A 24234-nucleotide genomic window follows, 5' to 3' on the forward strand; every position below is an offset into this window, starting at 1 on the left:
TAAAAAATTTCGAAAACAAATTTACAAAAACAAGTTCAGATAACGGCAGTATCTTCACAATACTTTTCATCCTTTAGTATCCTGCTTTTTTTGAAGAACCAAGTTTAAAGTAAAAAGAGCCAGGTGCAGGGTACAAGTACAAAAAGAATATGGTAAAGGTTTGATTTACTGACAAGGTTGTGCAAATTTGATTTCTTCGTAGCTGAATTATTTTTTTTTAAATATTTTAATAAAAGATCTGCAAAAATCTGCGGTATAATCCACTATTTAAAAATAAATCTGCGGAAATTCGCGGGAAAAATCACCACTTTTCTGTCAAATATTTCCAGTACCTCCTCGGAACGTGCTGAAGATGCAGTTTTAAATTTTTCCTTTCCACAATATTGGTTTTGAAAAAATACCGCTGCCACAGCTTTTGATACTGGTTTTCTTCATCATGAAACTTCTCCTGATACTTTTTTAAATCGATTTTCTCATCGGGATAAAAAAAATCGCAGGTTTCCAGATCGTATAGAAGACCGTAGTTTCTCCGCAAATCGTAGATCATCCATTTCTGATCCTGATAACGGTCATTAAAATGTTTTCTGATCAAAGGAAGTACATTAAAATCCGGATCAATTTTGGCGAAAAAAACTTCATCCTGCATTTTTTCAAACCGAACGAAAGCCGTCATCCGATGTCGTTCGCGACTTACAGATTTACAGATTTTAGCGATCCTTAAAATATCAGGATCTGCATAATTCTGCAGAATATTTTCTTTCGGATATTGAATCGACTGTTTTACCGCGGACAGAATAATTTGCTCTAAATCCGGTTCTTCCGACAAAAAAACTTTTACAAGTTCATGAATCCCTGACTTCCCGATGTTTTCTTCTAATTTATTTAAAACTCGTTCTGATTTTGTTTCCTGAGTGATCACTTCATGAATTTCGGCAAAAATATTCTCCTGATGAAATCTTTCTCTGCTCACAATTTCCACCTCTTTATACTTATATTCAAAAACCTCGAATATTGCCGTGAAAAGTCCGTCGAAGCTGCCGTCGTAGAGGAGGGTGGTCATTTTTTTAATTTGAAAATTTGGAAATGAGATAATTTGAAAATTATTTAAAACAATATAAAATTCATTTTTATTTGAATTTCCGATTCCTCAAAGAATACTGTAAAATCTCAGGCGACCTTTTCGTCATTATTTTTTCTTATTCTTTGAATTCTTTTTACTTCATTTGATTTTTCAGACATTTCATTTTCAATGTCATAATCGTCCTGAAGTCCTAACCAAAACTTTGCAGAATTTCCGAAATACGCACTTAATCTCACCGCGGTATCAGCAGAAATTCTTCGGTTGCCTTTCACTATTTCGGAGATCCTGGTTTGGGGAATTTCTAAATCTTTGGATAATCTGTATTGTGATATCTCAAGAGGAATTAGAAACTCTTCCAATAAAATTTCTCCAGGTGTTATATTTTTTAATTTTTCCATTTTCTTTACGTTCTAATGATAATCAATAATTTCAACGTTAAACGCATTTCCGCTTTCCCAATTAAAAATAATCCTCCATTGATTGTTAATTCTAATACTGTAGAATTCTTTTAAGTCTCCTTTTAACTTTTCAAGACGGTTGGCAGGTGGGATTCTTAAATCATTAATATCAATCGAGTTGTTAATCATTCTGAGTTTTCTTCTTGCTACTTCCTGAATTTCCCGTGGAAGTTTTTTGGAAACAACTCCTGTCCAAACCTTTTCAGTTTCTTTATTTCCAAAATTAACGATCATACCTTTTGCGTTACTAACGTCAAAGATAAGTAAAATTTTTCATTTTTGGATTTTCTATTGGTTGAAACTTTTGCTGATGCTATTTATGGAATTCGTAAAAAGTCGTGTAATTTGTGATTACATTTAGAAAAGCGTCAACTGCTGCGAAAACTGATCCTGAAATTTTGAAGTACTTCCGCTCACCAAAAGTTTTTTCAAATTTAAATCGGTCAAATGTCTCAGAAAAACATTTCCTGCATTAAAATCAATAAAATATTTCGCACGGTTTACCGCGGCACCTAATTTCTGCAAATTTTCAATCGTCAACACCTGAAAACGTCTTGCTGAAACAATTTTCTTTGCCGTTTTCACCCCAATTCCCGGAATTCTGAGAATCATCTGATAATCTGCAGACTGAAGATTGACCGGAAATTGATCCAAATGTCTTAAAGCCCAGCTTAATTTGGGATCAACTTCCAAATCCAGAAACGGCATATGTGGATCTAAAATTTCATCAGCTTTAAAACCATAAAACCGCATCAGCCAATCCGACTGATACAGACGGTTTTCCCGAAGCATCGGAACTGCCGTCGTCAATGCCGGCAATCTATTGTCCTCCAAAACAGGAACATATCCTGAATAATAAACTCTTTTTAAACTGTAATTTTTATAGAAATGATCCGCAACTTTGATGATCTGCAAATCGTTTTCATTGGTTGCGCCGACAATCATCTGGGTAGACTGGCCTGCCGGAGCGAACTTCGGAACTTTTCTGAAAATCTTCTTCTCTTCTTTATATTGGGAAATTCCACCTTGAATATATTTCATTGGACTGAGCATATCAGCGCGGTTTTTCTCCGGAGCTAACAATTTCAGACCACTTTCGGTGGGGATTTCAATATTGATGGAAAGTCGGTCTGCATACAAAGCCGCCTCCTGCATCAAAATATCACTCGCCCCCGGAATTGATTTTAAGTGAATGTATCCGTTAAAATTTTCCTCAAGCCTAAGTTTTTTAGCCACACGCACTAATCTTTCCATTGTGGTGTCGGCATTTTTGAAAATACCTGAACTTAAAAATAAACCTTCAATATAATTTCTACGGTAGAAATTAATAGTCAGATCCACTACTTCTTCTACCGTAAATGCGGCTCTTTTAATATCATTTGAACTTCGCGAAACACAGTAAGCACAATCATAAATGCAGTGATTGGTTAAGAGTACTTTCAAAAGAGAAACACACCGCCCGTCTTCGGTATAGGTATGACAGATTCCACTTGCTGAACTGTCGCCCAAAGCACCTTTTTTATTTTTTCTGGAACCGCCACTGGATGAACATGATACGTCATATTTCGCAGCATCGGCAAGGATTTCCAGTTTTTCTTTAAGGCGGTCAAAATTCATTTAGGTTTACTTTAAAATCAGATTAAAAATTGCAGTTCTGTGTACAAAACTAAGTCCGAAATTGAGAAATGTCACTCTTTTTTAAAGCAACTTATCCACATTTGGGACTAACAAATTTACTATATTTACGGTCATTAATTTATGCGTGAAATCGTAAACGAACGATTGTCGTTTTTAATAATTGAAATTTTACACTATGAATCATAAACCCGTTGAAGGTTTTTCTAAACTGACAAAGCAAGGGAAAATCGATTGGCTTGTCAGCGAATATCTTGAAGGAAATACCGATTATCAAAATATACTCAATCAATACTGGAACGAAAATGCGGATCTTCAGAAACTTCATGATGAGTTTTCCGAAAATACGATTTCCAATTTCTACATGCCCTACGGAATTGCTCCAAACTTTCTGATCGACGGGAAATTGTTTGCCCTTCCGATGGCAGTTGAAGAGAGTTCAGTTGTAGCAGCAGCTTCCAAGGCAGCAAAGTTCTGGATTGATAAAGGTGGTTTTAAAACTACAATTATCAACACCGAAAAATTAGGTCACACTCATTTCATCATCGATGTGGAATCTCATAAGCTTCAGCATTTTTTTAATTTTAATTTAAAGAAAAAACTTTTTGAGGCTACCGAAGACATCACAGCAAACATGCGAAACCGTGGCGGTGGAATTTTAGAAATAAAACTGATTGATAAAACTGCTGAAATGCCGAATTATTATCAGTTGAAAGCAAGTTTTGACACAGTAGATTCTATGGGTGCGAATTTTATCAATTCGTGTCTGGAACAGTTTGGCAAAACTTTAAAACAGGAAATCGCAGTGAGCGAAGATTTTTCTCAGGAAGAAAAAAACTCTCTGCAGGTGGTGATGAATATTCTTTCCAATTTCACTCCCGATTGCATTGTGAGAGCGGAAGTTTCATGCAAAATTGAAGATTTAAAAGACGACAGCGGAATTTCGAACGAAGAATTTGCAAGGAAATTTAAACAGGCAGTGACGATTGCTGAGATCGAACCTTTTCGTGCAACGACGCATAATAAAGGAATTATGAATGGGGTAGACGCTGTAGTGATTGCCACCGGAAATGATTTCAGAGCGACGGAGGCATGTGCTCATGCCTATGCTGCAAAAGACGGAAGATATTCTTCACTCACACACTGCACAATCGATAATGGAATTTTCAGATTTTGGATTGATCTTCCGATTTCTGTTGGCGTTGTGGGAGGCTTAACGAATCTTCATCCTCTGGTTAAATTCTCTTTAGCTTTACTTGGAAAACCGTCTGCTCAGGAACTGATGAGCATTCTGGCGGTTTCAGGTTTGGCTCAGAATTTTGGAGCGTTAAGGTCTTTGGTGACTACAGGAATTCAGAAAGGTCATATGAAAATGCACTTGTTTAATATTTTAAATCAATTTGGAGCAACGGAACAGGAAAAGCAACATTTTGTGACGTATTTCAAAGATAAAACGGTGAGTCATCACGAGGTGATTGCGGAACTGGAGAAATTGAGAGCCAATAACTAAAGTATGAATTACAAAAAATATCTGATTGCTTTTGTGGTTTTCAGTTCTGCAACAGTATTCGCTCAAAATACAAGGTTTACTTTACGGGAAAAAGTCGGTAAGATTTATTCAGATGTAAAAAATGAGTGTGGCAGAGACTATGGTTTGCTGGATGCAAAATACAAAGAGATCGCTGCAAAATCACAGGACGGGAAACTTTCTAAAACTGAGGAAGAAGAATATTCAAAGCAGTTTGATGCCTTGAAAAGTTCTTATCTCGAGTGTCAGGATGAAAATAAACCGATAAGGATTGAAAAGTTAAAAGTTCTGCTGGCGCAGGTAGAGCTGGAAAATAAAAAGGAATACACGCCGCCAAAAAATACAATGCTGCCGGTTCCTGAGGTGTTTTCTCAGGATATGCTTCGCAGGAAATTATCCGAAAGGTTGGCTGGTCATCCGCTTTTCGAAAGTTTAGAAACTACTTTAAGACTCAGGCTGACATTTACTTTAGATACAGATGGTCAGACAAAAGAAGCTAAAATTACAGGAACAAATGATGAAGAAATAAAAATGTTTATTCTTCTGAGTTTTTATTCGGTTTCAGATGTTTTTAAACCGAAAGAATCCGATGGGAAGGCAGTAAAAGAGACCTACACCATGCCGCTTGTTCTGATGGGACTTGAATAAGCAATAAAATTAATTTAAAATTAAAAATGAAAACAATTACCCTCGTCTTCGGAGCCGCTTTCGGAATGTTATCCGTGATTTTAGGCGCTTTCGGAGCACACGCTTTAAAGAAAATTTTATCTGTTGAAAGACTGGAAAGTTTTGAAACTGGAGTAAGATATCAAATGTACGCCGCTTTCTTTCTGCTGATTGCCGGTTATATTTTAAAATTTGACACCTCATCTCAGAAATGGATCTCTATTTTAATGATTGGAGGAACAGTGCTGTTTTCTTTCAGCATTTACGGCTTAAGCTTGCAGGATCATTTTGGTCTAAACCTAAAATTTTTAGGTCCGATTACTCCGCTTGGAGGATTGTTTATGATTTTAGCTTGGTTGATGCTTATTTTTTATTTTGTGAAAAATAAAATTTAAATATAAAAAGTCTTCGACAGGCTCAGATTGACACGTCAATGGTAACGATTAATACTAAAGTTGTCATGCTGAGCCTGTCGAAGCATTTTTAAGTTTGGCGAAATGCCTTTTCGCTAAAAACAAAACACACTTTCAACAAATGATGATCGTAATTTTAAACTAAGTTAAAATGAAAATCAACAGAAGACGTCGCTTAATACGAACCTTTAACCTTTTAGATCAGCCGATCAGGTTCAATCCTTTCGTATTCAGCCGTACTTTTTTTATGTGGGCAATCACCGGTTTGGTTGGCGGAATTATCGCCGGACTATACTGGATTGTTCTCGAACATTTCACAGAGTTTTTGCATCAGTTTCAAGGTTGGATGGTGATTCCGACGATGGCAATTGCCGGACTTCTGGCTGGTTTGGTCATTCACTTTATTGGCGATCCGGGGGAAATTCATTTAATCGTCAACAACATCAGATTTAATAAAGGAAAACTGGAGCCGAAAAATAATCCTTCCATGATTTTGTCGTCACTTTTCTGTGTGGCATCAGGCGGAAGTTTGGGTCCGGAAGCTCCTTTAGTACAAGTGACAGGTTCTACAGGAACCTATTTGGGAAAACTGTTCAGATTGAAAGGTGAAGAATTGCGTTCTTTAAGTATTGCGGGAATGGCTTCAGGTTTTACAGCACTTTTCGGTGCACCACTGGGCGGAAGTCTGTTTTCTCTGGAAATTCTTCATCACAAGCACGCGGTAGAATATTACAAGGCCATTATTCCTGCTTTGGTGGCAAGCTGTTTCAGTTACCTGATGTTTGCTTTGATTATTCATTTGGGAATTGGAGCAACATGGGATCTGAAAGCTTATCATTACACCGGAGTTTACGATTTCCTCTACGCTACCCTTTTTGGAATTGTAGGAACATTATTTGGCTGGATTTTTATTTTTGTGGTTAAATTTTTCAAGAAAGCATTCGAATACAGAAAATTTCCAATCTACATAAAAACGCTGACAGGTGGAATTTTATTAGGAATTATCGCCTTCTATTTTCCTCTGACAAGATATTTCGGGCATCATGAAGTGAATGAACTCATCAATGGAAATTACAGTCTGTACTTTTTAATTATTATTTTAATTTTTAAAATTTTAGCGATTGCCATTACTGTAACTTCAGGCTGGAGAGGAGGTTTTATCATTCCGCTATTTTTTGTGGGCACTACCTTAGGGTTGATTATTCATCATTTATTCCCAACCGTTGACACGACTTTAGCGATTGTAAGCTGTATGGCTGCAATTAATGCGTGCGTGACGAGAACGCCGATGAGCACCACTATTATTTTGGGAACTCTCACCGGTTTTACCTATTTCGTCCCAATAATTTTTGCGAGTTTAACAGGATATTTTCTGGCTCCGAAAATTCCGTTTATCGGTTCGCAGTCTGAGAAATTAGCTGAAGAGTAAACGCATTTTAATAAAATAAAAAAAAGTCCAGGTTTTGCCTGAACTTTCTTATTCTCCCGCAGATTTCGGAGATTATGCAGATTTTTTTATGATCTGCTCAATTTGCAAAATCTGCGTAATATGGTAAGTTTACAATTAAAGTAAGATTGGTCAGGAAAAATCAATTAGAATTTTGAAGCAGACTTCTGAATGCTAACATAGCTTAACTCAACTTAAAAAAAATTGCTCAACTTAGTGTTTAATAAGCAAAGTTTATAGTGTGAAATTCTCCTTCATCCACTTAAGTTTATTAAAGCTTTTTAAAAACTTAGTACGGATTGAAATAAATTTTTCCTGAGCTTCAATCACTTTATTTTCCCTTGAATTGATCAGGAAAAGTGAACTTTCTCCGTTGCTGTACCGCATTTCTTCTGCATTCAGAAGTTTTCTGTAATTCTGAAGATTGTCTCTCGACAAATCGATCTGAGTGTAGTAATTCAGAATTTCGTTTTTGTAGGTTTCAATTTTTACATCCAGTTCCCTGATCTTAATGTTGGTGTCGAGTTGGTTTTGATTTAATTTAATCTTCGCCATCTGATAATTTGCTCTTGCCTGCCGTTGGAAAACAGGAATCTCCAGTTTTAAACCATACTGAAAATTATTATCAAACAAAGGGAGAAAATCTGTAGCGTAGTTTTCTTTATTGAAAAAATTGTAGGTAAAATCGAGTTTAGGAAGAAAACTCTGCCATTTTAAACGTCTCTCACTTTCAAGAATATTCTGTTTCTGATTGTAATATAAAACAGACAAATGGGAATTGATCTGCCGCGAATTGACATCATTAATCAAAAATTCAAAATCAGAATAAGCCTGATGTTCCGCGAGATTATCTGACGGATAAATCATTTCCGAAAGCTCGTAAAACTGCTGGTTGTCTTTCCAGAGATAGAGCTGAAGTTGCTGTGTACTTTTCACAAAACTTAAAAATGCATCTCTCTGCTGAAGTTCAAAACTTTGAAGTTGCGAAAGGGCTTCAATGGTATCAATGGCCGGTTTTTCACCAAACTCAAAAGTTTTTCTTGTTAATTTTAATCTGTCTTTATTGATCTCAACAATTTCAGTTTTCAATTTATAGATTTCATAGTTCTGAACCCATTCCCAATACGTATTTTCAGCCTCTAAAAGCAGATCGTTGGTTAAAACTGCCTGTTCAGCTTCGGTCATTCTCAATCCAAATCTTGCCTGATCGAGCATTGCTCTTCTTTGGTCATACAGCAGGTTTTTAGCTAAAGGAACCGTAATTCCGAATTGATATAAACCTCCGCGTGTATCGCTGTTGTTAAGTTTTTGTCCGTCAAGATGATTGTAGCTTCCGTGGAGATCAATTCCGTACCATGTAGGAATGCCAAGTTCTATGTTTTTCTGTTCGTAATACTTCGTTCCGTCGATATTTTTTTCGCCTAATTTTCCTGCCAGAACAGGGTCAAAATTGCCCCGTGCTCTTCTGATTTCTTCCTCTGCCAATCTGTTTTGAAGTTGGTATCTTAATGCTAAAGGATGATAGTTTTTAACAATATTGATGAATTCAGAAGCCGATATTTTCAGAGAATCCTGTGCGGAATGTAAACTGAACAGCAGGAGAAAAACGAGAAGAAAAATTTTATTTTGTCTTTTCATCTTTAGCTGATTTTGCATTCGTTACTTCATAATAATCCGGTGGGAAGCCATTGATATTTCGCCACAACTCATACCAGATCGGAACATCATTCAAAATGGCAATTCCCTGAACTCCGGTGCCCATTTTGATCTTCGGAGGCCATCTTTTTTCGTTTTTATCTTCTACAATCAATGCTTTAAACATTCCGTTTGCACTGATATTGCTTTCCACGGCAACTACTTTTCCTGCAAACGTTCCGTAGCTGGAATCCGGCCAGCCGGAAAATACAATGGCAGGGAAACCATCAAAAATACTCATCACGCGCTGTCCTTCTTTGATCAAAGGCAAATCAACCGGTTTGATATAAATTTCCACAGCGTAATCAACTGTTGTAGGAACTACAGTTCCGATATTTTCACCGTCTTTCAGAACTTCACCAATTCCGGCTTTGTTAAGCTGAACAATCTGTCCGTCCTGAGAGGCTAATATGAAATATAAACCCTGTCTCGCCTTGTAATTGGCAACCTGATTCTGAAGTTTGGCAATATCGCCGTCGCTTCCTTCAATCTGACCCATACTTTGGAAACGCTCACCTTCAATTTTGCTCAGTTTCTCATTGTAATCCTGAGTGACCGAGTTCTGCTCAATCTGCGTGTTGAGAATTTCCTGCTGGGTCTGAGCTACCTTATTTTCGTAAGCAGTTTTTTTGGCAATTGAATTCTGATAAGAAATACTTCTCTGCTGAAACTGCGTAAGCGAAACAAGGCCTTCATCATACATTCTTTTCTGTCTTTCAAACTGGTCTTCAGAAAGTTTGAGTTCGTTTTTAGCCGCTTCCAGTTCTGCCTGTTCACCAACAAGTTTGCTGTTGAGCTGGATGATTTTTATTTTAACCTGATTTAATTTTAAATCCCTTGAAGCATTCAAAGCTTCGAGTTGGTTTTTTGCCGTTCCTACCTTGGCTTCGTAATAATCTCTCACCCCTTTTTTGGCATCTACCTGCTGCTCGGTTCTCTGTACCAAAAGCGGATCCATATAATCTTCCTTAATTTCAGAAAGCTGCAAAAGCGTATCGCCTTTTTTTACATAATCTCCGTTTTTTACATTCCATTTTATAATTCTTCCGGGAATGGGTGAGTTCAGCTGCTGAGGTCTCTGAGACTGATACAGTGAAGAAACATTTCCTTTCACCTTAATATTTTGCGTCCAGGGAAGAAAGAGCGTAATGATTCCTGCAATTAAAATAAAGAGGAACCAACTTTTAACCCTTGATTTTTTGTTGATATGATATATTTTTTCGTACGACTGTAGTTTCATTTTGTGCTGAATTTTATGAAATAATACTTAAAGTTCCGTCTTCGAGGTGAATGTGCTGATCGGCATTGTAAATCAGATTTTTATCCGGCGAAACAACAACGATGGTACACGTTTGCTTAAGCTCCTGAAGATATGCGCTGAGTTTTTCCTGAAAATTTTCAGACATTCCTGCCAGAGGATTTTCAAGTAAGACCAGTCTTTTCTCGCCCAGCAGAGAGCGGAGCATCAGAATTTTCTTTTTTGAGCTGAAGGTCAGTTCAGAATCTGTATCACTTATTTCTGTAGTAAAACCATTGCTGAAACTGCTCGAAATGCTTTCTATACCAAGCTTTTCTGAAAGCTGAAGAATACTCTCCGTATTGCTGTCTGTGTTTCCCAGCAAAATATTCTGTAAAACATTCCCCTGAATCACTTTCATATTTTCAAGGTATAAACCGATATTGCTTCTGAAATCTGTTTTGTTTAAATTTTTAAGTGGAATTTTGTCAAAAAGAATCGTTCCTGAACTCGGCTCATAAAATCCTGCAAGCATATTGAGAAGTAGAGATTTTCCGGTACCCATTTTTCCGGTGATCACCGTAAGGCTGTTTTCTTTTAATCTGAAATTGACGTCAGATAAAATCGCAGGCGTATCGTTAAAGGCGAAATCAACATCTTTAAATTCGATTTCAATTCCTCTGTCTTTCTGAGAAAGTACGATGTCGCCGTCTGTTTCTTCTTTCAGTTCTGTCACTTTAGAGAGTTTGGCAAATGAGGCGATGAGGTCGTAGTAACTTTCAAGGCTTACAATGAGTTTTTCAACTGCAGCCATGATCGTCAGAACCACGATTTCTGCTGCGATAAATGCACCGATATTCAATTGTTGATTAATCATCAGGTAAGTTCCGATGGCTAAAATTGCCAGTGTGATAATGACTTTAAAGGCAATAATAGTTTTATACTGAAAAACCAGGATTTTAAAGTGTGAAGTCCTGTGATCCAGATACTCTACAACTCTGGAATCTGTACCCTGAAGATGCGTTTTTCTTCCGGAATGCATTTTGAAAGTTTTTACCGATGCTGCGATATCTTCAATCCACGCTGCGGTTTCGTACTTTTTATCACTTTCTTCGAGACTCGATTTAATTCCGCTTTCCATACTGTAAATGAAAATCAGAACTACGAGAATAATAACCAAGGCACCGAATGCCAAAAACCAAGGATGATAGAAGGACAAAAGTAAAATTCCGAATACAATCTGAATTAACGCTGTTGGGATTTCCAGTAAAATTTTTGAAATTCCTTTCTGAAGATTCTGAACATCAAAAAAACGATTCACCAATTCAGGTAAATAGTATTTTCGTGTATCTGAAAGATTAATTCTCGGCAGTTTTTCTGCAAAAGCCATTGAAAATTCTACAAAAATTTTCTGCTGTATTTTTTCAATGATCTGGAAAACCTTGAGTCTGAAATGACCAACCAAAAAAGTTCCCAAAACCACAAAAAATATAAGTAAATAAATGGAAGTTGCCATCGTAGCTCCCATGACGAAGCTGATGATTGACTGAATTCCCAGCGGGATGCTCAGTGAAACCAAACCATTGAGAATTGCGTAAAAATAAATGTTTGAAACGTCTTTTTTTTCTTTCGTGATGTAGCGAAACAGTTTTTTACTGTGATCGCTTGCTGATCGTAATGCCATTTTTCTTATTTAATAAGGTTAAATGTGATGTGTTTTAAATATCCGAGTACATAATTCGTATGCTCAGCGTTCTGATGATTGTCTGTAAGATTCGGAAGGTGTTCGCTGAAAAAATGCTGATCGTGGGCTGTTTCCAGCAGCGTGCTTGCCATGGAAAGCGAGTAGGGGAAATCCGGTTTTGACTGTGCAATAATCTTTGATATGCATTTGCAGAGACTTTCCAGAGGATTAAAAATCATTTCCTTGCTGATCTCGTCCACTTCTTTCACCAGATAAGATTTGCTGCTTTCTGAAATAACGATGGAATGCAGTTTACGAATGTCATAGTCATCTACCTCGTCACAGGAATTGTTGTGATGGGTGATGATTTCAAGGATTTTTTCCAGTTTCTCCAAAGGTTTTTTTATTTCGGAAGTTTTAAGTTCAGACATAAACTCAAGGTAAGACCAGTACCAGTTGAGAATATAGGTGAGCAGTTTGTATTTGGATGAAAAATAACGGTAAACCGTTGCTTCGGTCGAACTGATTTTCCCAGCCAGTTTTTTAAATGTAAAATGCTCAAAACCCATCTCAAAAATAAGCTCAATAGCGTTTTTGACAATGGATTTTCCGATCTCACTTTTTTCGGGATCTTTAAGGTAAAGTTTTTCGTTGACCTGGAATTTCAGCTGAAAATTCATGTATGTAATGTTGCAGTTTTTAACGCAACAAAAATACATAACTATTTTTAATGATAGTATTACTATACATTAAAATAGTATTAAAATGTGATTAGAAAATGATGTTTCAGGATTTGAAAATCTTTTAATACCGATGAACAGCAACAATTATCTGTAAAATCAGAAAAAATTGATGGCAAAAGGATTAAATCATTTAAAAGTATCATAATTTATTTTCCTTCCTTATTCATTTTTATTAAATTTGTCAACCTTTAAATATTAAAATAAAATAATAAAAATAATATGAATCTTCACGAGTATCAATCAAAAGAGATTTTATCAAAGTATGGAGTAGCTATCCAACGTGGTTTCGTTGCAAACAACGTAGATGAAGCTGTAGCAGCTGCAGAGAAATTGACTGCTGAAACCGGAGCTGAGGCTTGGGTTGTAAAAGCACAGATTCACGCAGGTGGCCGTGGTAAAGGTGGTGGTGTAAAGTTTTCTCCAAATATGGATAAACTTAAAGAAAACGCAGGAAACATCATCGGAATGCAGTTGATCACTCCACAAACTTCTGCTGAAGGTAAATTGGTAAACTCTGTATTGGTTGCAGAAGACGTTTATTATCCTGGAGAATCTGAGACTAAAGAATTTTATGTTTCTATTCTTTTAGACAGAGCTGAAGGTAAAAATACAATCGTATATTCTACAGAAGGTGGTATGGACATCGAGCACGTTGCTGAAGTAACGCCTCACTTAATACACAACGAATTAATTGATCCAACTTTGGGTCTTCAGGGTTTCCAGGCAAGAAAAATTGCTTTCAACCTTGGTCTTGAAGGAAATGCTTTCAAGGAATTCACAAAATTCATCTCTTCTTTATACAATGCTTATGTAGGAATTGATGCGTCTCTTTTCGAAATCAACCCGGTTTTGAAAACTTCTGATAACAAAATTATCGCTGTAGATGCTAAAGTAACTTTGGATGGTAACTCACTGTTCCGTCACAAAGATCTTGAAGCGTTGAGAGATACAAGAGAAGAGGATCCTTTGGACGTTGAAGCTGGTGAAGCTGGTCTTAACTTCGTAAAATTAGACGGTAACGTTGCATGTATGGTAAACGGAGCCGGTCTTGCAATGGCAACTATGGATATCATCAAATTATCTGGTGGTAACCCTGCAAACTTCCTTGACGTTGGAGGTACTGCTGATGCACAGAGAGTACAGACTGCTTTCGGAATTATCTTAAGAGATCCAAACGTAAAGGCTATTTTGATCAACATCTTCGGTGGTATCGTAAGATGTGACAGAGTTGCTCAGGGTGTTGTAGATGCTTACCACGCAATGGGAAGCCTTCCGGTACCGTTGATCGTGAGATTACAGGGAACAAATGCTGTAGAAGCTAAAAAATTAATTGACGAAGCTGGATTACCAATTCACTCTGCAATTACTTTGGAAGAAGCTGCAAACAAAGTAAAAGAAGTTTTAGCATAAGCCTAAAATTTTTATAAATAATTTAAACCGTTTCAATTTTTGAAGCGGTTTTTTTGTTTAGATGATGTTAATTTTTATTAATTAATTCAAAAATTTATTAAATTTACAGTAATCCTTTGAAATATTTAAATTTAATAATCACCAATAATAGAATAATTATGAAATCAACATTTATCCTCTCCCTGTGCTTATTTGCCGGTACTTCGGTTCTTGCTCAGCAGAATCACTGGTCAAAATCCCGGACAGCGGATATTCCCAAGGAAGATCTTGCACCGCGGTGGGTAACGCCTAAGAGTTATGAGCTTTTTAATTTAAATATTGATCAGCTTAAAAAAAATTTGGTAAATGCACCTCAGCGTTTTTCAAATAATGAAAATCTAATCATGAAATTTCCGGATTCTGAGGGAAATATCAAAAACTATGTTGTACAGGAGGCCTCAGTAATGGCGCCCGAACTTCAGGCAAAATTTCCAGAAATAAAATCTTATGTAGGTTGGGAGAAAAGCAATCCGCTGAATTCAATCAGGTTTAGTGTAACACCTTCTACGGGAATCAATATTATGTATTTCGAAGGAAATGAAGTGAGTTACTTAGATCCCTACACCAAAGATTTATCGACATTTATCCTGTACAAAAGAAAAGATCTTCCTCCAAACGACAGGCTTTTCGAATGTCATGTTGAAGACGAACTGGATAATCTTAAACAAAGTGATTCAGAAAAAAAGGCGGCACTTGTTGCGGACGGGCAATTCAGAAATTACCGTATTGCAGTATCAGCAACAGGTGAATATACAACCTTTCACGGCGGCACTGTTCCTTTGGCGATGGCAGCAATGGTAACTACAATGACGAGAGTAAATGGAATCTATGAAAAAACAATTTCCACTACGATGACTATGGTTGCCAATAATAATCTTATCGTATATACAAATGCATCTACAGATCCTTTTACTAACGGTATGCCTGGTACGATGATCAATGAAAATCAAACCAACACAAACTCAGTCATCGGCACGGCTAATTACGATATTGGGCATGTTTTCGGTACCAACAGCGGGGGATTGGCTGGATTAGGAGTTGTCTGTGTTGCCGGGAATAAAGCAAGAGGTGTAACGGGATCCGGAGCACCAATTGGTGATCCTTTCGATATTGATTATGTTGCTCATGAGTTGGGCCATCAGTTTGGTGCGGGGCATACATTTCGGGCAGCAACGGGTTCTTGTGCAGGTAATGCAAGTACTCCTACTGCATACGAACCAGGAAGTGGAACAACGATTATGGCTTACGCCGGTATTTGTGGTGTCAATAATATCCAACCTAATAGTGATCCCTATTTTCACGCTGCAAGTGTAGTTCAGATGTACGCTGTAATTACAAGATCAACCGACTGTTCCGCAAAAACTTCCAATAACAACGGAGTTCCTGTTGCAAACGCCGGTGCGGATTACATTATTCCGAAAGGCACAGCGTTTATGCTGACCGGAGTTGGTTCTGATCCAAATAACGATCCTATCACTTATCTTTGGGAACAATATGATAATCAGTCCAGCACGCAGCCTCCTGTGAATGCATCTGCCACCGGTCCGCTTTATCGTTCTCTCACACCTTCTACTTCGCCTGTGCGGTATTTGCCGACACTGGCCAGTGTAGTCGCTAATAATTTAACTCCGACATGGGAAGTCACCCCAAATGTTCTCAGAACAATGAATTTTTCATTGCTGGTAAATGATAATAGACCGACAGGTAATCAGGCTGCAAACGACGCAATGGTTGTAAGTGTTACCAACGACGGTCCTTTTACCGTGACATCTCAGGCTACAAATACTCAGAATAACTCTACAAATCCACTCAACATCACATGGAATGTGGCCGGAACAAATACAGGATCGATCAATACTCAAACTGTAACGGTCTATCTTTCCAAAGATGGCGGATTGAATTTTAATACTGTCTTAGCAACAGGTATCCCGAATAACGGTGCAGCGAGCGTCACGATTCCAAACGAAAATGTTGCAGCGGCGAGAATTATGGTGAAAGCGGATAATAATATCTATTATGCTCTCAATTCCTCCAATTTCAGCATTCAGAACGGACTTTCTACGTCTGAAACTGCAGTGAAGAATTACTCAATTTATCCAAATCCAGCTTCTGATTTTATTACTGTCTCACTAAAAAAACTGTCTCAGAAAGCAGATTACGAAATGTATGACGCTTCGGGAAGATTGATTTTGAAAGGAAATTTTGCAGGAGAAACTAAAATTGATGTGAGAAGTTTAACCAATGGAAATTATGTTTTGACTATGATTTTAGATAACGGTGAGAAGATCTCAGAGAAATTTATTATTAAAAAATAAAAATTATACTCCATAAAAAAGCTCCGAAGAAAAAACTTCGGAGCTTTTACGTTAAATGCTTTTTTAATATCCTTCACCGGATGACTGATCTTCCAGTAAAGCCAAAGCGGAAGATGTTCCGATTCTTTTTACGCCGAGATTAATCATTTTCACGGCATCAGAGTGATTTCGTACGCCTCCTGCAGCTTTTACAGGAAGTTTTCCTGCATTCTCCAGCATGATTTTTATGCCTTTAAAAGTCGCTCCGTTGGGCTTTCCATCTTTGGTTTCATAAAAGCCGGTAGATGATTTAACAAATATTGCTGAAAGGTTATTTTCATCAAAATTTTCTTCTGCCCAGTTTGAAATTTTTCCGGTTAAGTCTGCAATCTGATCATCAGATAATGCAGCAATTTCAATGATCCATTTGGCAATTTTCTGATGCTGAAGACACAGTTTTGTGCACTCCAGAAATTCAGTTTTTACCAAATCAATATTTCCGTTGAGGTATTCTGAATAATTAATAACAAAATCTAGTTCGTCAGCACCGTCGTCAATGGCTTTTCGGGCTTCGGCAAGTTTTTCTTCAACTGAATCCGTTCCTTCATGAAAGCCTATTACAGTTCCGATTTTCACATCAGAATTTTTATCGGTCAGAAACTTTTTAATTTCAGAAACATATTCGGGCCTTATCATCACGGCAAAAATTCCGTTGTCGTTGGCTTCGGTTGCCAGCTCTCTGTCTTTCTGAACTGTCTGTTCCTCTGACAGACCGGATTGCTGCGGTGTTTTAAGATAAGTTGAATCTAAATAATCTGCGATATTCATCAATTATACTTTAAGCTGTCTTGCAATGCTCTGTTCAAGAGAAATAAATGTTTCAGTACGGGTTACTCCCTTGAATTTCTGCAGTTTACTCAAAATCTGCATAAGGTGGTCGTTATCCTTGCACAGAACTTTAATAAAAACGGCATAGTTTCCGGTGGTGTAATGCGCTTCCACTACTTCATTCACTTCCTTCAGGGCTTTTACAACATCTGCATAGTGACTTGGCTGGTCAAGAAATATTCCGATAAAGGAAACTACTTTAAAACCGATTTTTTTAGGATTTAAAAAAGAAATGGTACTTTCTATCACACCTGCATGCTCCAGTTTTTTTATTCTCTGGTGAACTGCAGTGGTTGAGATCCCGACTTTCGACGAGATGTGTGCAAGTGAAGTCTTGGAATTGTCCATCAGCATGTAAATAATCTGCTTGTCGATGGCATCCAGATAGTAGTCAGTATTGTTAGCGTTCTTCATTTTTGATTTAGTTTAATGTTTTTAAAGAAATGATGTTAATTTATATCTTAGTTTTTTAGTTTAACGAGAACAGGAAAATGATCGCTGTAGCCTCCCAGATAGCGTGTTCCGGCAAAGGTTCTGAATGGTCTTCCTGAGAGATTTCTGGACTTTAATGTGAGTTGAGGGTGATTAAAAACCTCTGCCATCTCAAACTGCAGCTGATCTTCCTGATGATAAAAATTCCCTGATAGTAGAATTTGATCAAATAACAAACCACTTTTGTAGTGAAATGTAGAATATTTTTTGTTAAAAAATAAATCTGCAAAAGGATTTTCAAGTGCATTCTTCTGAAACGTCTTGTCTGAAAGGATTTCCAGCACTTCATCATCAGGATTTTCATTAAAATCTCCGCAGACAATTACTTTCTCATCCGCGTTTTCCTGGATTTTTTCTATTCTGTTTTTTAATTCCTGAAGAATGTATGATCTTTTTGGCTTATTGACGTCTTTTTCTCTTTTAGAAGGAAGGTGAAGTACAAATACGTTAATGATTTCTCCCTCAAATTTTACTTTGGCAAAAAGTATATCACGTGTGGTGTCATAATATTTTTCGTCAAGGCCCGATTCTTCGAAGAAAAAAGTAATAGGCTCAGATTCTAAAATTTCAATTTTGGAATGATCGTACAGAAGTGCGACGTCTACATTTCTTTCATCCAGAGATTTGTAGTGCAGAATACCGTATTTCCCCTGAAGAGGTTCTGTCTGAATCAAATCTTTCAGAACATGATCTCCGGAAATTTCGGCAAGACCGATCATGAAAGGCAATTGCTGATGCTGCTCTCCGATCAGCCGAAAAGCATGTGCAATTTTATTAAGTTTATACTGATACTTTCTGAAATCCCAGTTGAAAAGACCACTTTTGGTTTTCTCAGACTTATGGCCTGCATTAGAATCCGGTAAAAACAAATTTTCAACGTTATAGAATGCAAAAATCTCCATGATTTGTTTGCGAAAAATTAATATTCTACCTAGCCTTTCAAAAATTTGTGTGGTTAAAAATACAAATAGTTTTTTGATGAATCGGTATTTTAATTGATATTTTAAGGTTAACTCATGTAATCATAATGATATTTCATTGATTTACAAAAAATTAGATTTTAAAATAAATGTGAAATTAAATTCGGATAAAAACGTCGGTAAAATTTTCAATTTTATAATCTACAGTAAGTCAGGTCTTTTCTCTGTTGTAATGCGTACAGCCTCTTCGTAACGCCAGTCTTCAATCATTTTAGAATTTCCGCTGAGCAGAATTTTAGGAACCTCAAGACCTTTATAGACCTCGGGTCTCGTGTAGATGGGTGGCGACAGAAGATCATCCTGAAAACTGTCTGTTAAAGCACTCTGCTCATCATTTAAAACTCCCGGTAAAAGTCTGATCACAGAATCAGCCAAAACGCAGGCAGCAAGTTCGCCACCAGTTAAAACATAATCACCGATTGAAATTTCTTTTGTAATATGAAGTTCCCTTACACGCTGATCGATGCCTTTGTAATGTCCGCAAAGAAAAATCAGATTGTTTTTAATAGAAAGTGTGTTGGCGATTTTTTGGTTTAAAGTAACACCATCGGGAGTAAGATAGATTACTTCATCATAATCACGCTGAGCTTTGAGTTCAGAAATGCATTTATCAATAGGCTCAATCATCATCACCATTCCGGCCCCGCCACCGTACGGTTCGTCGTCTATCTGCCGGTGTTTGTTGACTGACCAGTTTCTGAGCTGATGAAAATGAACTTCGGCAACGCCTTTATCCACCGCCCGTTTAAGTATAGATGTTTGAAATGGACTTTCCATGAGCTCTGGAAGTACGCTTATAATATCAATTCTCATTGTAATGTTCCGTTTTTCTTATTGGATAAAATGATCAGTCGCAAAGACGAATCTTTATTAAAATAACTCCACATCCAGTTAAAGAACACGGCAAGTTTATTTCTGACGCTCAAAATTAGCATTAAGTGAAGGAACATCCAAAAATACCACGCAATAAAGCCCTGAAATTTAATAAAGGGCAGATCAACTACGGCTCTGTGTTTGCCGATGGTTGCGAGTGAACCTTTGTCATCGTACTCATATTCAGTCCATTCTGACTGATTTTTTTTCAGGAAATTTCTGCCTAAATTTTTTGCCTGATTGATCGCTACATTTGCTACCTGAGGATGTCCCTGAGGATATTTCGGAGTTTCCATGTAAGCGATATCTCCGATGGCATAAATATTATCAAAACCTTTGATTTTGTTGAATCTGTCGGTGATGTATCGGTTTCTGATGATTTTTTCCTGCTCAAATCCGTCGATGATATTTCCTGTAACTCCGGCTGCCCAGATCACATTGTTGGATGGGATTTGTTTTCCGCTTTTCATAAAAACCCTGTCGCCATCATAGTCGGTAACATATTCGCCACTCAGAAAATCTACACCGAGATCCTTCAGATATTTTTCAGATTGAGTCTGAGCTTCGTCGCTCATTACTGCCAACGGTTTTTCGGTAGAACTTACGAGGATGATTTTAAGATTGTCGAAATTCATGTAAGGATAATCTCTGGGAAGAATTTCTTTTTTCATTTCAGAAAAAGCACCGGCCAGCTCCACGCCCGTTGGTCCGCTCCCAACGATAACGATGTTCCAGTTGCCGTCGTCACTGCGGCTTTTTTCAAGAATTAATTTCTCGAAAGTCATTAAAACATGATTTCTGATGCTGATGGCTTCCTGAGTGTTTTTCATCCCGAAAGCTCTGGATTCCATTTCTTTGTTGCCGAAAAAATTGGTTTTGCAGCCGGTCGCAATAATCAGTTTATCATAACTGAACTCTGCGCCATCGGTAATCACTTTATTTTGGGAAGGAATAATTTCTTTCACTTCGGTTAGCCTGAACTGTGTATTTCTCGACTGCTGAAAAATTTTACGGAAAGGGAAGGAGATGTTGGAAGGTTCGATCCGTCCGCATGCCACCTGATAGAAAAGAGGCTGAAACATGTGATGGTTTACGCGGTCGAGAACGATGACCTTTTTGTTTTTGTTGTTCAGTGTTTTAGCGAGTTGCAAACCGGCAAATCCTCCTCCAATAATGATAACTTTCTCCCTTGTTTCCATAGTAACAAATTTACAGATTTATTTTAGTAATTAATGTCAAAAACTTAGTTTTGCATAGCAATGACAAAGAAAAGATACACCAAAAAAGCTGCCACTAACCGACACAGAAACAGACGCAAAAAATCAAATTTGCGCAGGATTATTGTTTTGGTGGTTCTTGCTGTGGCCTTGCTGGGAACAGGTTTTTATTTGAAACAGAAAATCTCTTATTACTACGCTCTGTATTTTAATAAAACCTCGCACAAAAAACTAAAAAACTCTGAGCGTGAAGCTGCAAGAATTCAGAAAATCATCAGCGAAAATTTAGATAAAACTTACGGTTTTGATATTTCTCATTATCAAAATAAAGAAGACATAAAATGGGACAGCCTGAGCATTGGCAACAAAACCATTCCACTGGAATTTGTGGTGATGAGGGCTACGATGGGAAACGCCAATGCAGACCGTCATTTCAATGATTTCTGGGAGCTGGCAAAAAAGCATGAACTGATTCGGGGAGCTTATCATTTTTACCGTGCCGATGAAGATCCTGTACGTCAGGCCAACAATTTTCTTGAGAATGTAAAGCTCGAAAGCGGAGATCTTCCTCCAATTCTGGATATAGAAAAGATTCCGAGAAAAAAATCTAAAGAAAAATTAGTGGAAGATTTGAAGGTTTGGTGCAAAATTGTGGAAGAAACTTATGGTAAAAAGCCGGTTATTTACACGTACTACTATTACTACAAAGATTTTCTTAAAGGTGAATTTGATGATTATCCTCTTTGGTTAGCCAACTACAACGATGTCCCGACACCTTCACCAGATGACCATTTTGATTTCTGGCAGTTTACCGAAAACGGAATTGTACACGGTATCAACACCAAGGTTGATCTGGATCTGTATAACGGAAGTTTGTGGTCGCTAAAAAGTTTGACTCTGGATTAAGGTTGAGGATAAGGTTTGGCGCAAGCAATTCAAATTAATTTTGCTATCCTTTTTTGAACTGTTGAATATCTGCTATTTACAACTCTGATCATTTAGATCTTTTGTGATTTTTGTGGTTAATTTATATGTTTAATCCTTAAACGGTTTTCTCTGCACCCATTCTGTTTTTGGAGAAATTGAAGGGAAAATTCTGCTCATAAAAGGATTAATCAGAAAATTATTGTGCTTTATCAGACCAAAAATTTCGTAAGGTTCGGCGCCGATGGTGGATTTGATTTCTAATGCTGTCCTACCGAAAATAATCCTTGAAAATTTTTCTTCAATACCGAATTTTACCATATCCAGAAGCATGTTCAGATAGATTTGTTTTTCTTTCTGAAGGTCTTTGTCGTAGCCTAAAAAATAAGTATCAACATCAGAATTATTTAAAATCAATGTATAAAAACCAATCATTTCACCATGAAGAAAATAACCAAAAATTCTGAAATTGTCTTTCATTGATTCTTTCAGTCTGAAAAAATGATTTTCGGGAAGAAAGAATGTGTTGAAAGGTGCGTTATCAGCTACATTTTGATACAGAATATTTATTTTTCCGCTCCACTTTTGAATATCATTTAAATCTAATTCTCTCTTCTCAATATCTTTCGATTTTTTTCTTGCTGTGTTTGCTCTGCTGCGGTATTTTGTAGAAAAATCATTCAAATAATTATCAAAACTTTGCCATGAGTCTTTTATTTTGAGCATCATATTTGGCTGTACAGAAAACCTGAAGTAGGGTTTGAAATTTTCCCCGGTGAACAGACCGATAAATTTGGTTCGGAAATCTTTGTAGATAATCAGTGAAGATTTTCTGTACTTTTTCTGCATCAACTGTACAGCTTCGCCAAGCAAAGCCGACGCATCGTGAGTGCTTATTTTTTCATTATTAAAATAGAAAGCATTTTGGCCTGTAAGCATATTGTTTCCTACAAACATCACATCTCTACTGAATTTTTTTGCGAGGAAATTTTTAACGTTACAGAACATTTCATCTTTTTGAAATGTCTGATGCTGCGTAAAGCTCAGATACTGAAACAATGCGCCTCCCACAAGATTTTCATCAGCAAAAAATGCCGCAAAATAGCAGTCCATATTATCTGGTTTCGAATCTTCCAAAACTTCAAAATATCCGCGCGATAAGAGAATATTCTGCTTCCCAACCACACTGTCCCAAAGGGAAGGAAGTTCTTTTGCTGAATGATAAATTTTATAAGTGTACGCCATAAAAAAAGGTCACAAATGTAACCTTTAATTTTAAATTGAAATTATTTCGGTGTGGTAAAATTAAAACCATCCAAAGCGTACCATCCGCAGATAATTCCTCCCATAATTGTAATTGTGACAGTCCAGTAACCTGCATTCAGCATTACATATTTCCATGATTTTCTTTCAAACGCAGCGTTGATTCCGAAAAGTGGGAATACAAAGAAAATTCCGGCCATAAAAGAATGCAGTACACCATGACCAAATGATCTGTACGCCATTCTGTATTCTTTCATAAATGCCGTGTAAGACGTTTTGGCAAGCGTTTCATCGCCACCAATCATTCCCAAAGCACCAAACTGATGAATCGTTACAAACTGCAGGAACATGCCGATCAGTATCGACAAAAATGTGCTGAAAAGAAAGATGAAGAGCATATTTGACTTCTTTATTTTGTCTTCATTTACTCCTGCAATTCTCATCCAAAACGTTCCGAAAACTTTTGGATGATACCAGATATAGCCCGTAATTAAAGGAACTAAAGCAGCTGTGAGAATAGCGAAAAAATTGGTTGGCAACATGATTTTGTGTTTTAAATGATTGTGGCATAAATCTACATTAAAAAATGGTACGGTTAAAAATTTGATTAAAAATTTTGACTCAGTGCATGTAAGGTTAAATTATTTTAAAAAATTAAAAATTTTAAATAGATCTTCAGGGAAGATGATGTAATAATATATCATGTTGGGAATAGCAGAAACTAACGATAGTACAATTGCAAAAACAGGAACTAAGGCATACATAATCCAAGGGAATTTCCGTTTCCAGACAAATTTTTTAATCATCGCATGCCAAATAATTTTCACCCGTTCTTTATCATTCCACAAAACAGCAAAACAGAGAATAAAATAAAACGAAAATCTGAAAGAAAAGGCATTTCCCATCGCGTTATTCATAAAGCTGATATCCATTAATACAATATTTGCTGCTACAGGAATGAAAAAAATAACGCCAAGAATTGCCGTAGATTCAAACAGCAGCAGTAAGCCTGTGACAATTTGGAGAATTCCAACAGTTGTTTTGAAAGGTTCGTGATCGAAGAGATACCACATTACCTGAAAAAGTTGTAAATCTTTTAAAGGTTTACTCATTTCTGCAGCAGAAATTCCAAACTGACCACCGTTTGTGAGTTTACCGTAACCGTAGTGAATAAACGTGTAAGCCAAAAGAAATCTGGATACCAAAATGAAATAATCCCAATATCTTTTTCTGGAAACCGCAGGTAATTTTGCTGTCATATTTTTAA

Annotated in this window: 23 protein-coding genes; 7 read left to right on the forward strand and 16 right to left on the reverse strand. The window is 37.0% G+C overall.

The features are described from left to right. Window positions 1-301 precede the first annotated feature (301 nt). The 4 genes from IC610_RS16215 to IC610_RS16230 all read right to left on the reverse strand — a co-directional run bounded on the left by IC610_RS16215 (window position 302) and on the right by IC610_RS16230 (window position 3156). Window positions 302-1060, reverse strand: coding sequence for a TIGR03915 family putative DNA repair protein (locus IC610_RS16215; protein WP_191737777.1), 759 nt, complete (start codon window positions 1058-1060; stop codon window positions 302-304). A 107-nt stretch (window positions 1061-1167) separates the two neighbouring features. After that, on the reverse strand, window positions 1168-1479 hold the full coding sequence (locus tag IC610_RS16220) for a HigA family addiction module antitoxin (RefSeq protein WP_191737778.1): 312 nt from the start codon (window positions 1477-1479) through the stop codon (window positions 1168-1170). 12 nt (window positions 1480-1491) lie between these two features. Further along, window positions 1492-1773: a type II toxin-antitoxin system RelE/ParE family toxin gene (locus tag IC610_RS16225; RefSeq protein ID WP_191737779.1), complete on the reverse strand. Its 282-nt coding sequence runs from the start codon at window positions 1771-1773 to the stop codon at window positions 1492-1494. Window positions 1774-1896: 123 nt separating this feature from the next. After that, window positions 1897-3156: a putative DNA modification/repair radical SAM protein gene (locus tag IC610_RS16230; protein WP_191737780.1), complete on the reverse strand. Its 1260-nt coding sequence runs from the start codon at window positions 3154-3156 to the stop codon at window positions 1897-1899. A gap of 196 nt (window positions 3157-3352) precedes the next feature. Here IC610_RS16230 and IC610_RS16235 point away from each other — a divergent pair, with 196 nt between their 5' ends. The 4 genes from IC610_RS16235 to IC610_RS16250 all read left to right on the forward strand — a co-directional run bounded on the left by IC610_RS16235 (window position 3353) and on the right by IC610_RS16250 (window position 7210). After that, entirely contained in the window at window positions 3353-4684 is a 1332-nt protein-coding gene (locus IC610_RS16235; protein WP_191737781.1) for a hydroxymethylglutaryl-CoA reductase, degradative, read from the forward strand. Between the two features lie 3 nt (window positions 4685-4687). Then, window positions 4688-5350, forward strand: a complete 663-nt coding sequence (locus IC610_RS16240) for a hypothetical protein (protein WP_191737782.1) — start codon at window positions 4688-4690, stop codon at window positions 5348-5350. A gap of 26 nt (window positions 5351-5376) precedes the next feature. Further along, complete coding sequence (locus IC610_RS16245) at window positions 5377-5763, forward strand: DUF423 domain-containing protein (RefSeq protein ID WP_191737783.1); 387 nt, start codon at window positions 5377-5379, stop codon at window positions 5761-5763. Window positions 5764-5932: 169 nt separating this feature from the next. After that, window positions 5933-7210: a chloride channel protein gene (locus IC610_RS16250; RefSeq protein WP_191737784.1), complete on the forward strand. Its 1278-nt coding sequence runs from the start codon at window positions 5933-5935 to the stop codon at window positions 7208-7210. Between the two features lie 252 nt (window positions 7211-7462). On the opposite strand, the gene IC610_RS16255 is transcribed toward IC610_RS16250, so the two are convergent. The 4 genes from IC610_RS16255 to IC610_RS16270 are packed head-to-tail and all read right to left on the reverse strand — an operon-like array spanning window position 7463 to window position 12524. Next, on the reverse strand, window positions 7463-8866 hold the full coding sequence (locus tag IC610_RS16255; protein ID WP_191737785.1) for a TolC family protein: 1404 nt from the start codon (window positions 8864-8866) through the stop codon (window positions 7463-7465). Further along, window positions 8850-10163, reverse strand: a complete 1314-nt coding sequence (locus tag IC610_RS16260) for an HlyD family secretion protein (RefSeq protein WP_056084336.1) — start codon at window positions 10161-10163, stop codon at window positions 8850-8852. Before IC610_RS16260 ends, IC610_RS16255 begins: the two co-directional genes overlap by 17 nt. Before the next feature lie 13 nt (window positions 10164-10176). Then, the gene (locus IC610_RS16265; RefSeq protein ID WP_191737786.1) at window positions 10177-11844 is read right to left on the reverse strand and encodes a peptidase domain-containing ABC transporter; all 1668 of its coding nucleotides are present in this window, start codon (window positions 11842-11844) and stop codon (window positions 10177-10179) included. Between the two features lie 5 nt (window positions 11845-11849). Beyond that, window positions 11850-12524: a TetR/AcrR family transcriptional regulator gene (locus IC610_RS16270; RefSeq protein WP_191737787.1), complete on the reverse strand. Its 675-nt coding sequence runs from the start codon at window positions 12522-12524 to the stop codon at window positions 11850-11852. Window positions 12525-12806: 282 nt separating this feature from the next. On the opposite strand from IC610_RS16270, the gene sucC reads away from it, so the two are divergent. Together sucC and IC610_RS16280 are read left to right on the forward strand one after the other, a co-directional pair. Next, window positions 12807-13997 carry an ADP-forming succinate--CoA ligase subunit beta gene (gene sucC, locus IC610_RS16275; protein WP_056084345.1) on the forward strand — a complete coding sequence of 397 codons (1191 nt, stop codon included), beginning with the start codon at window positions 12807-12809 and terminating at the stop codon, window positions 13995-13997. A 158-nt stretch (window positions 13998-14155) separates the two neighbouring features. After that, window positions 14156-16351 carry a reprolysin-like metallopeptidase gene (locus IC610_RS16280; RefSeq protein WP_191737788.1) on the forward strand — a complete coding sequence of 732 codons (2196 nt, stop codon included), beginning with the start codon at window positions 14156-14158 and terminating at the stop codon, window positions 16349-16351. 63 nt (window positions 16352-16414) lie between these two features. Here the strand turns inward: IC610_RS16280 and deoC are convergent, their stop codons facing one another. From deoC to IC610_RS16305, 5 genes are all read right to left on the reverse strand, one after another. Then, window positions 16415-17161 carry a deoxyribose-phosphate aldolase gene (gene deoC / locus IC610_RS16285; protein WP_191737789.1) on the reverse strand — a complete coding sequence of 249 codons (747 nt, stop codon included), beginning with the start codon at window positions 17159-17161 and terminating at the stop codon, window positions 16415-16417. After that, window positions 17162-17632 carry an Lrp/AsnC ligand binding domain-containing protein gene (locus IC610_RS16290; protein ID WP_056084358.1) on the reverse strand — a complete coding sequence of 157 codons (471 nt, stop codon included), beginning with the start codon at window positions 17630-17632 and terminating at the stop codon, window positions 17162-17164. A 47-nt stretch (window positions 17633-17679) separates the two neighbouring features. Continuing rightward, entirely contained in the window at window positions 17680-18612 is a 933-nt protein-coding gene (locus IC610_RS16295) for an endonuclease/exonuclease/phosphatase family protein (protein ID WP_191737790.1), read from the reverse strand. Between the two features lie 219 nt (window positions 18613-18831). Then, window positions 18832-19503: a tRNA (guanosine(37)-N1)-methyltransferase TrmD gene (trmD, locus tag IC610_RS16300; RefSeq protein WP_191737791.1), complete on the reverse strand. Its 672-nt coding sequence runs from the start codon at window positions 19501-19503 to the stop codon at window positions 18832-18834. Further along, entirely contained in the window at window positions 19500-20762 is a 1263-nt protein-coding gene (locus tag IC610_RS16305; RefSeq protein ID WP_191737792.1) for an NAD(P)/FAD-dependent oxidoreductase, read from the reverse strand. Before IC610_RS16305 ends, trmD begins: the two co-directional genes overlap by 4 nt. 60 nt (window positions 20763-20822) lie before the next feature. Here IC610_RS16305 and IC610_RS16310 point away from each other — a divergent pair, with 60 nt between their 5' ends. Beyond that, window positions 20823-21686 (forward strand): glycoside hydrolase family 25 protein, encoded by an 864-nt coding sequence (locus IC610_RS16310; RefSeq protein ID WP_191737793.1) that lies wholly within the window; start codon window positions 20823-20825, stop codon window positions 21684-21686. Window positions 21687-21815: 129 nt separating this feature from the next. Here IC610_RS16310 and IC610_RS16315 read toward each other — a convergent pair whose 3' ends face one another. The 3 genes from IC610_RS16315 to IC610_RS16325 form a co-directional block, all read right to left on the reverse strand. After that, the gene (locus IC610_RS16315) at window positions 21816-22949 is read right to left on the reverse strand and encodes an 8-amino-7-oxononanoate synthase (protein WP_191737794.1); all 1134 of its coding nucleotides are present in this window, start codon (window positions 22947-22949) and stop codon (window positions 21816-21818) included. A gap of 41 nt (window positions 22950-22990) precedes the next feature. Further along, window positions 22991-23509, reverse strand: a complete 519-nt coding sequence (locus IC610_RS16320; RefSeq protein WP_317173444.1) for a DUF1761 domain-containing protein — start codon at window positions 23507-23509, stop codon at window positions 22991-22993. Between the two features lie 99 nt (window positions 23510-23608). Then, complete coding sequence (locus tag IC610_RS16325; RefSeq protein WP_191737795.1) at window positions 23609-24226, reverse strand: DoxX family membrane protein; 618 nt, start codon at window positions 24224-24226, stop codon at window positions 23609-23611. Window positions 24227-24234 lie beyond the last annotated feature (8 nt).

This window comes from Chryseobacterium caseinilyticum, from assembly GCF_014837145.1.
Lineage (GTDB): Bacteria > Bacteroidota > Bacteroidia > Flavobacteriales > Weeksellaceae > Chryseobacterium > Chryseobacterium caseinilyticum.

Excerpts from the sequence above, each read along its gene's own strand:
- IC610_RS16305 (WP_191737792.1), bottom strand. The coding sequence starts at position 20,762 with ATGGAAACAAGGGAGAAAGTTATCATTATTGGAGGAGGATTTGCCGGT.
- IC610_RS16280 (WP_191737788.1), top strand. The coding sequence starts at position 14,156 with ATGAAATCAACATTTATCCTCTCCCTGTGCTTATTTGCCGGTACTTCG.
- IC610_RS16295 (WP_191737790.1), bottom strand. The coding sequence starts at position 18,612 with ATGGAGATTTTTGCATTCTATAACGTTGAAAATTTGTTTTTACCGGAT.
- IC610_RS16220 (WP_191737778.1), bottom strand. The coding sequence starts at position 1,479 with ATGGAAAAATTAAAAAATATAACACCTGGAGAAATTTTATTGGAAGAG.
- IC610_RS16320 (WP_317173444.1), bottom strand. The coding sequence starts at position 23,509 with ATGTTGCCAACCAATTTTTTCGCTATTCTCACAGCTGCTTTAGTTCCT.
- trmD (WP_191737791.1), bottom strand. The coding sequence starts at position 19,503 with ATGAGAATTGATATTATAAGCGTACTTCCAGAGCTCATGGAAAGTCCA.
- sucC (WP_056084345.1), top strand. The coding sequence starts at position 12,807 with ATGAATCTTCACGAGTATCAATCAAAAGAGATTTTATCAAAGTATGGA.
- IC610_RS16255 (WP_191737785.1), bottom strand. The coding sequence starts at position 8,866 with ATGAAAAGACAAAATAAAATTTTTCTTCTCGTTTTTCTCCTGCTGTTC.
- IC610_RS16325 (WP_191737795.1), bottom strand. The coding sequence starts at position 24,226 with ATGACAGCAAAATTACCTGCGGTTTCCAGAAAAAGATATTGGGATTAT.
- IC610_RS16250 (WP_191737784.1), top strand. The coding sequence starts at position 5,933 with ATGAAAATCAACAGAAGACGTCGCTTAATACGAACCTTTAACCTTTTA.
- IC610_RS16240 (WP_191737782.1), top strand. The coding sequence starts at position 4,688 with ATGAATTACAAAAAATATCTGATTGCTTTTGTGGTTTTCAGTTCTGCA.
- IC610_RS16225 (WP_191737779.1), bottom strand. The coding sequence starts at position 1,773 with ATGATCGTTAATTTTGGAAATAAAGAAACTGAAAAGGTTTGGACAGGA.
- IC610_RS16315 (WP_191737794.1), bottom strand. The coding sequence starts at position 22,949 with ATGGCGTACACTTATAAAATTTATCATTCAGCAAAAGAACTTCCTTCC.
- IC610_RS16260 (WP_056084336.1), bottom strand. The coding sequence starts at position 10,163 with ATGAAACTACAGTCGTACGAAAAAATATATCATATCAACAAAAAATCA.
- IC610_RS16235 (WP_191737781.1), top strand. The coding sequence starts at position 3,353 with ATGAATCATAAACCCGTTGAAGGTTTTTCTAAACTGACAAAGCAAGGG.
- IC610_RS16245 (WP_191737783.1), top strand. The coding sequence starts at position 5,377 with ATGAAAACAATTACCCTCGTCTTCGGAGCCGCTTTCGGAATGTTATCC.
- IC610_RS16215 (WP_191737777.1), bottom strand. The coding sequence starts at position 1,060 with ATGACCACCCTCCTCTACGACGGCAGCTTCGACGGACTTTTCACGGCA.
- IC610_RS16230 (WP_191737780.1), bottom strand. The coding sequence starts at position 3,156 with ATGAATTTTGACCGCCTTAAAGAAAAACTGGAAATCCTTGCCGATGCT.
- IC610_RS16310 (WP_191737793.1), top strand. The coding sequence starts at position 20,823 with ATGACAAAGAAAAGATACACCAAAAAAGCTGCCACTAACCGACACAGA.
- IC610_RS16270 (WP_191737787.1), bottom strand. The coding sequence starts at position 12,524 with ATGAATTTTCAGCTGAAATTCCAGGTCAACGAAAAACTTTACCTTAAA.
- IC610_RS16290 (WP_056084358.1), bottom strand. The coding sequence starts at position 17,632 with ATGAAGAACGCTAACAATACTGACTACTATCTGGATGCCATCGACAAG.
- IC610_RS16265 (WP_191737786.1), bottom strand. The coding sequence starts at position 11,844 with ATGGCATTACGATCAGCAAGCGATCACAGTAAAAAACTGTTTCGCTAC.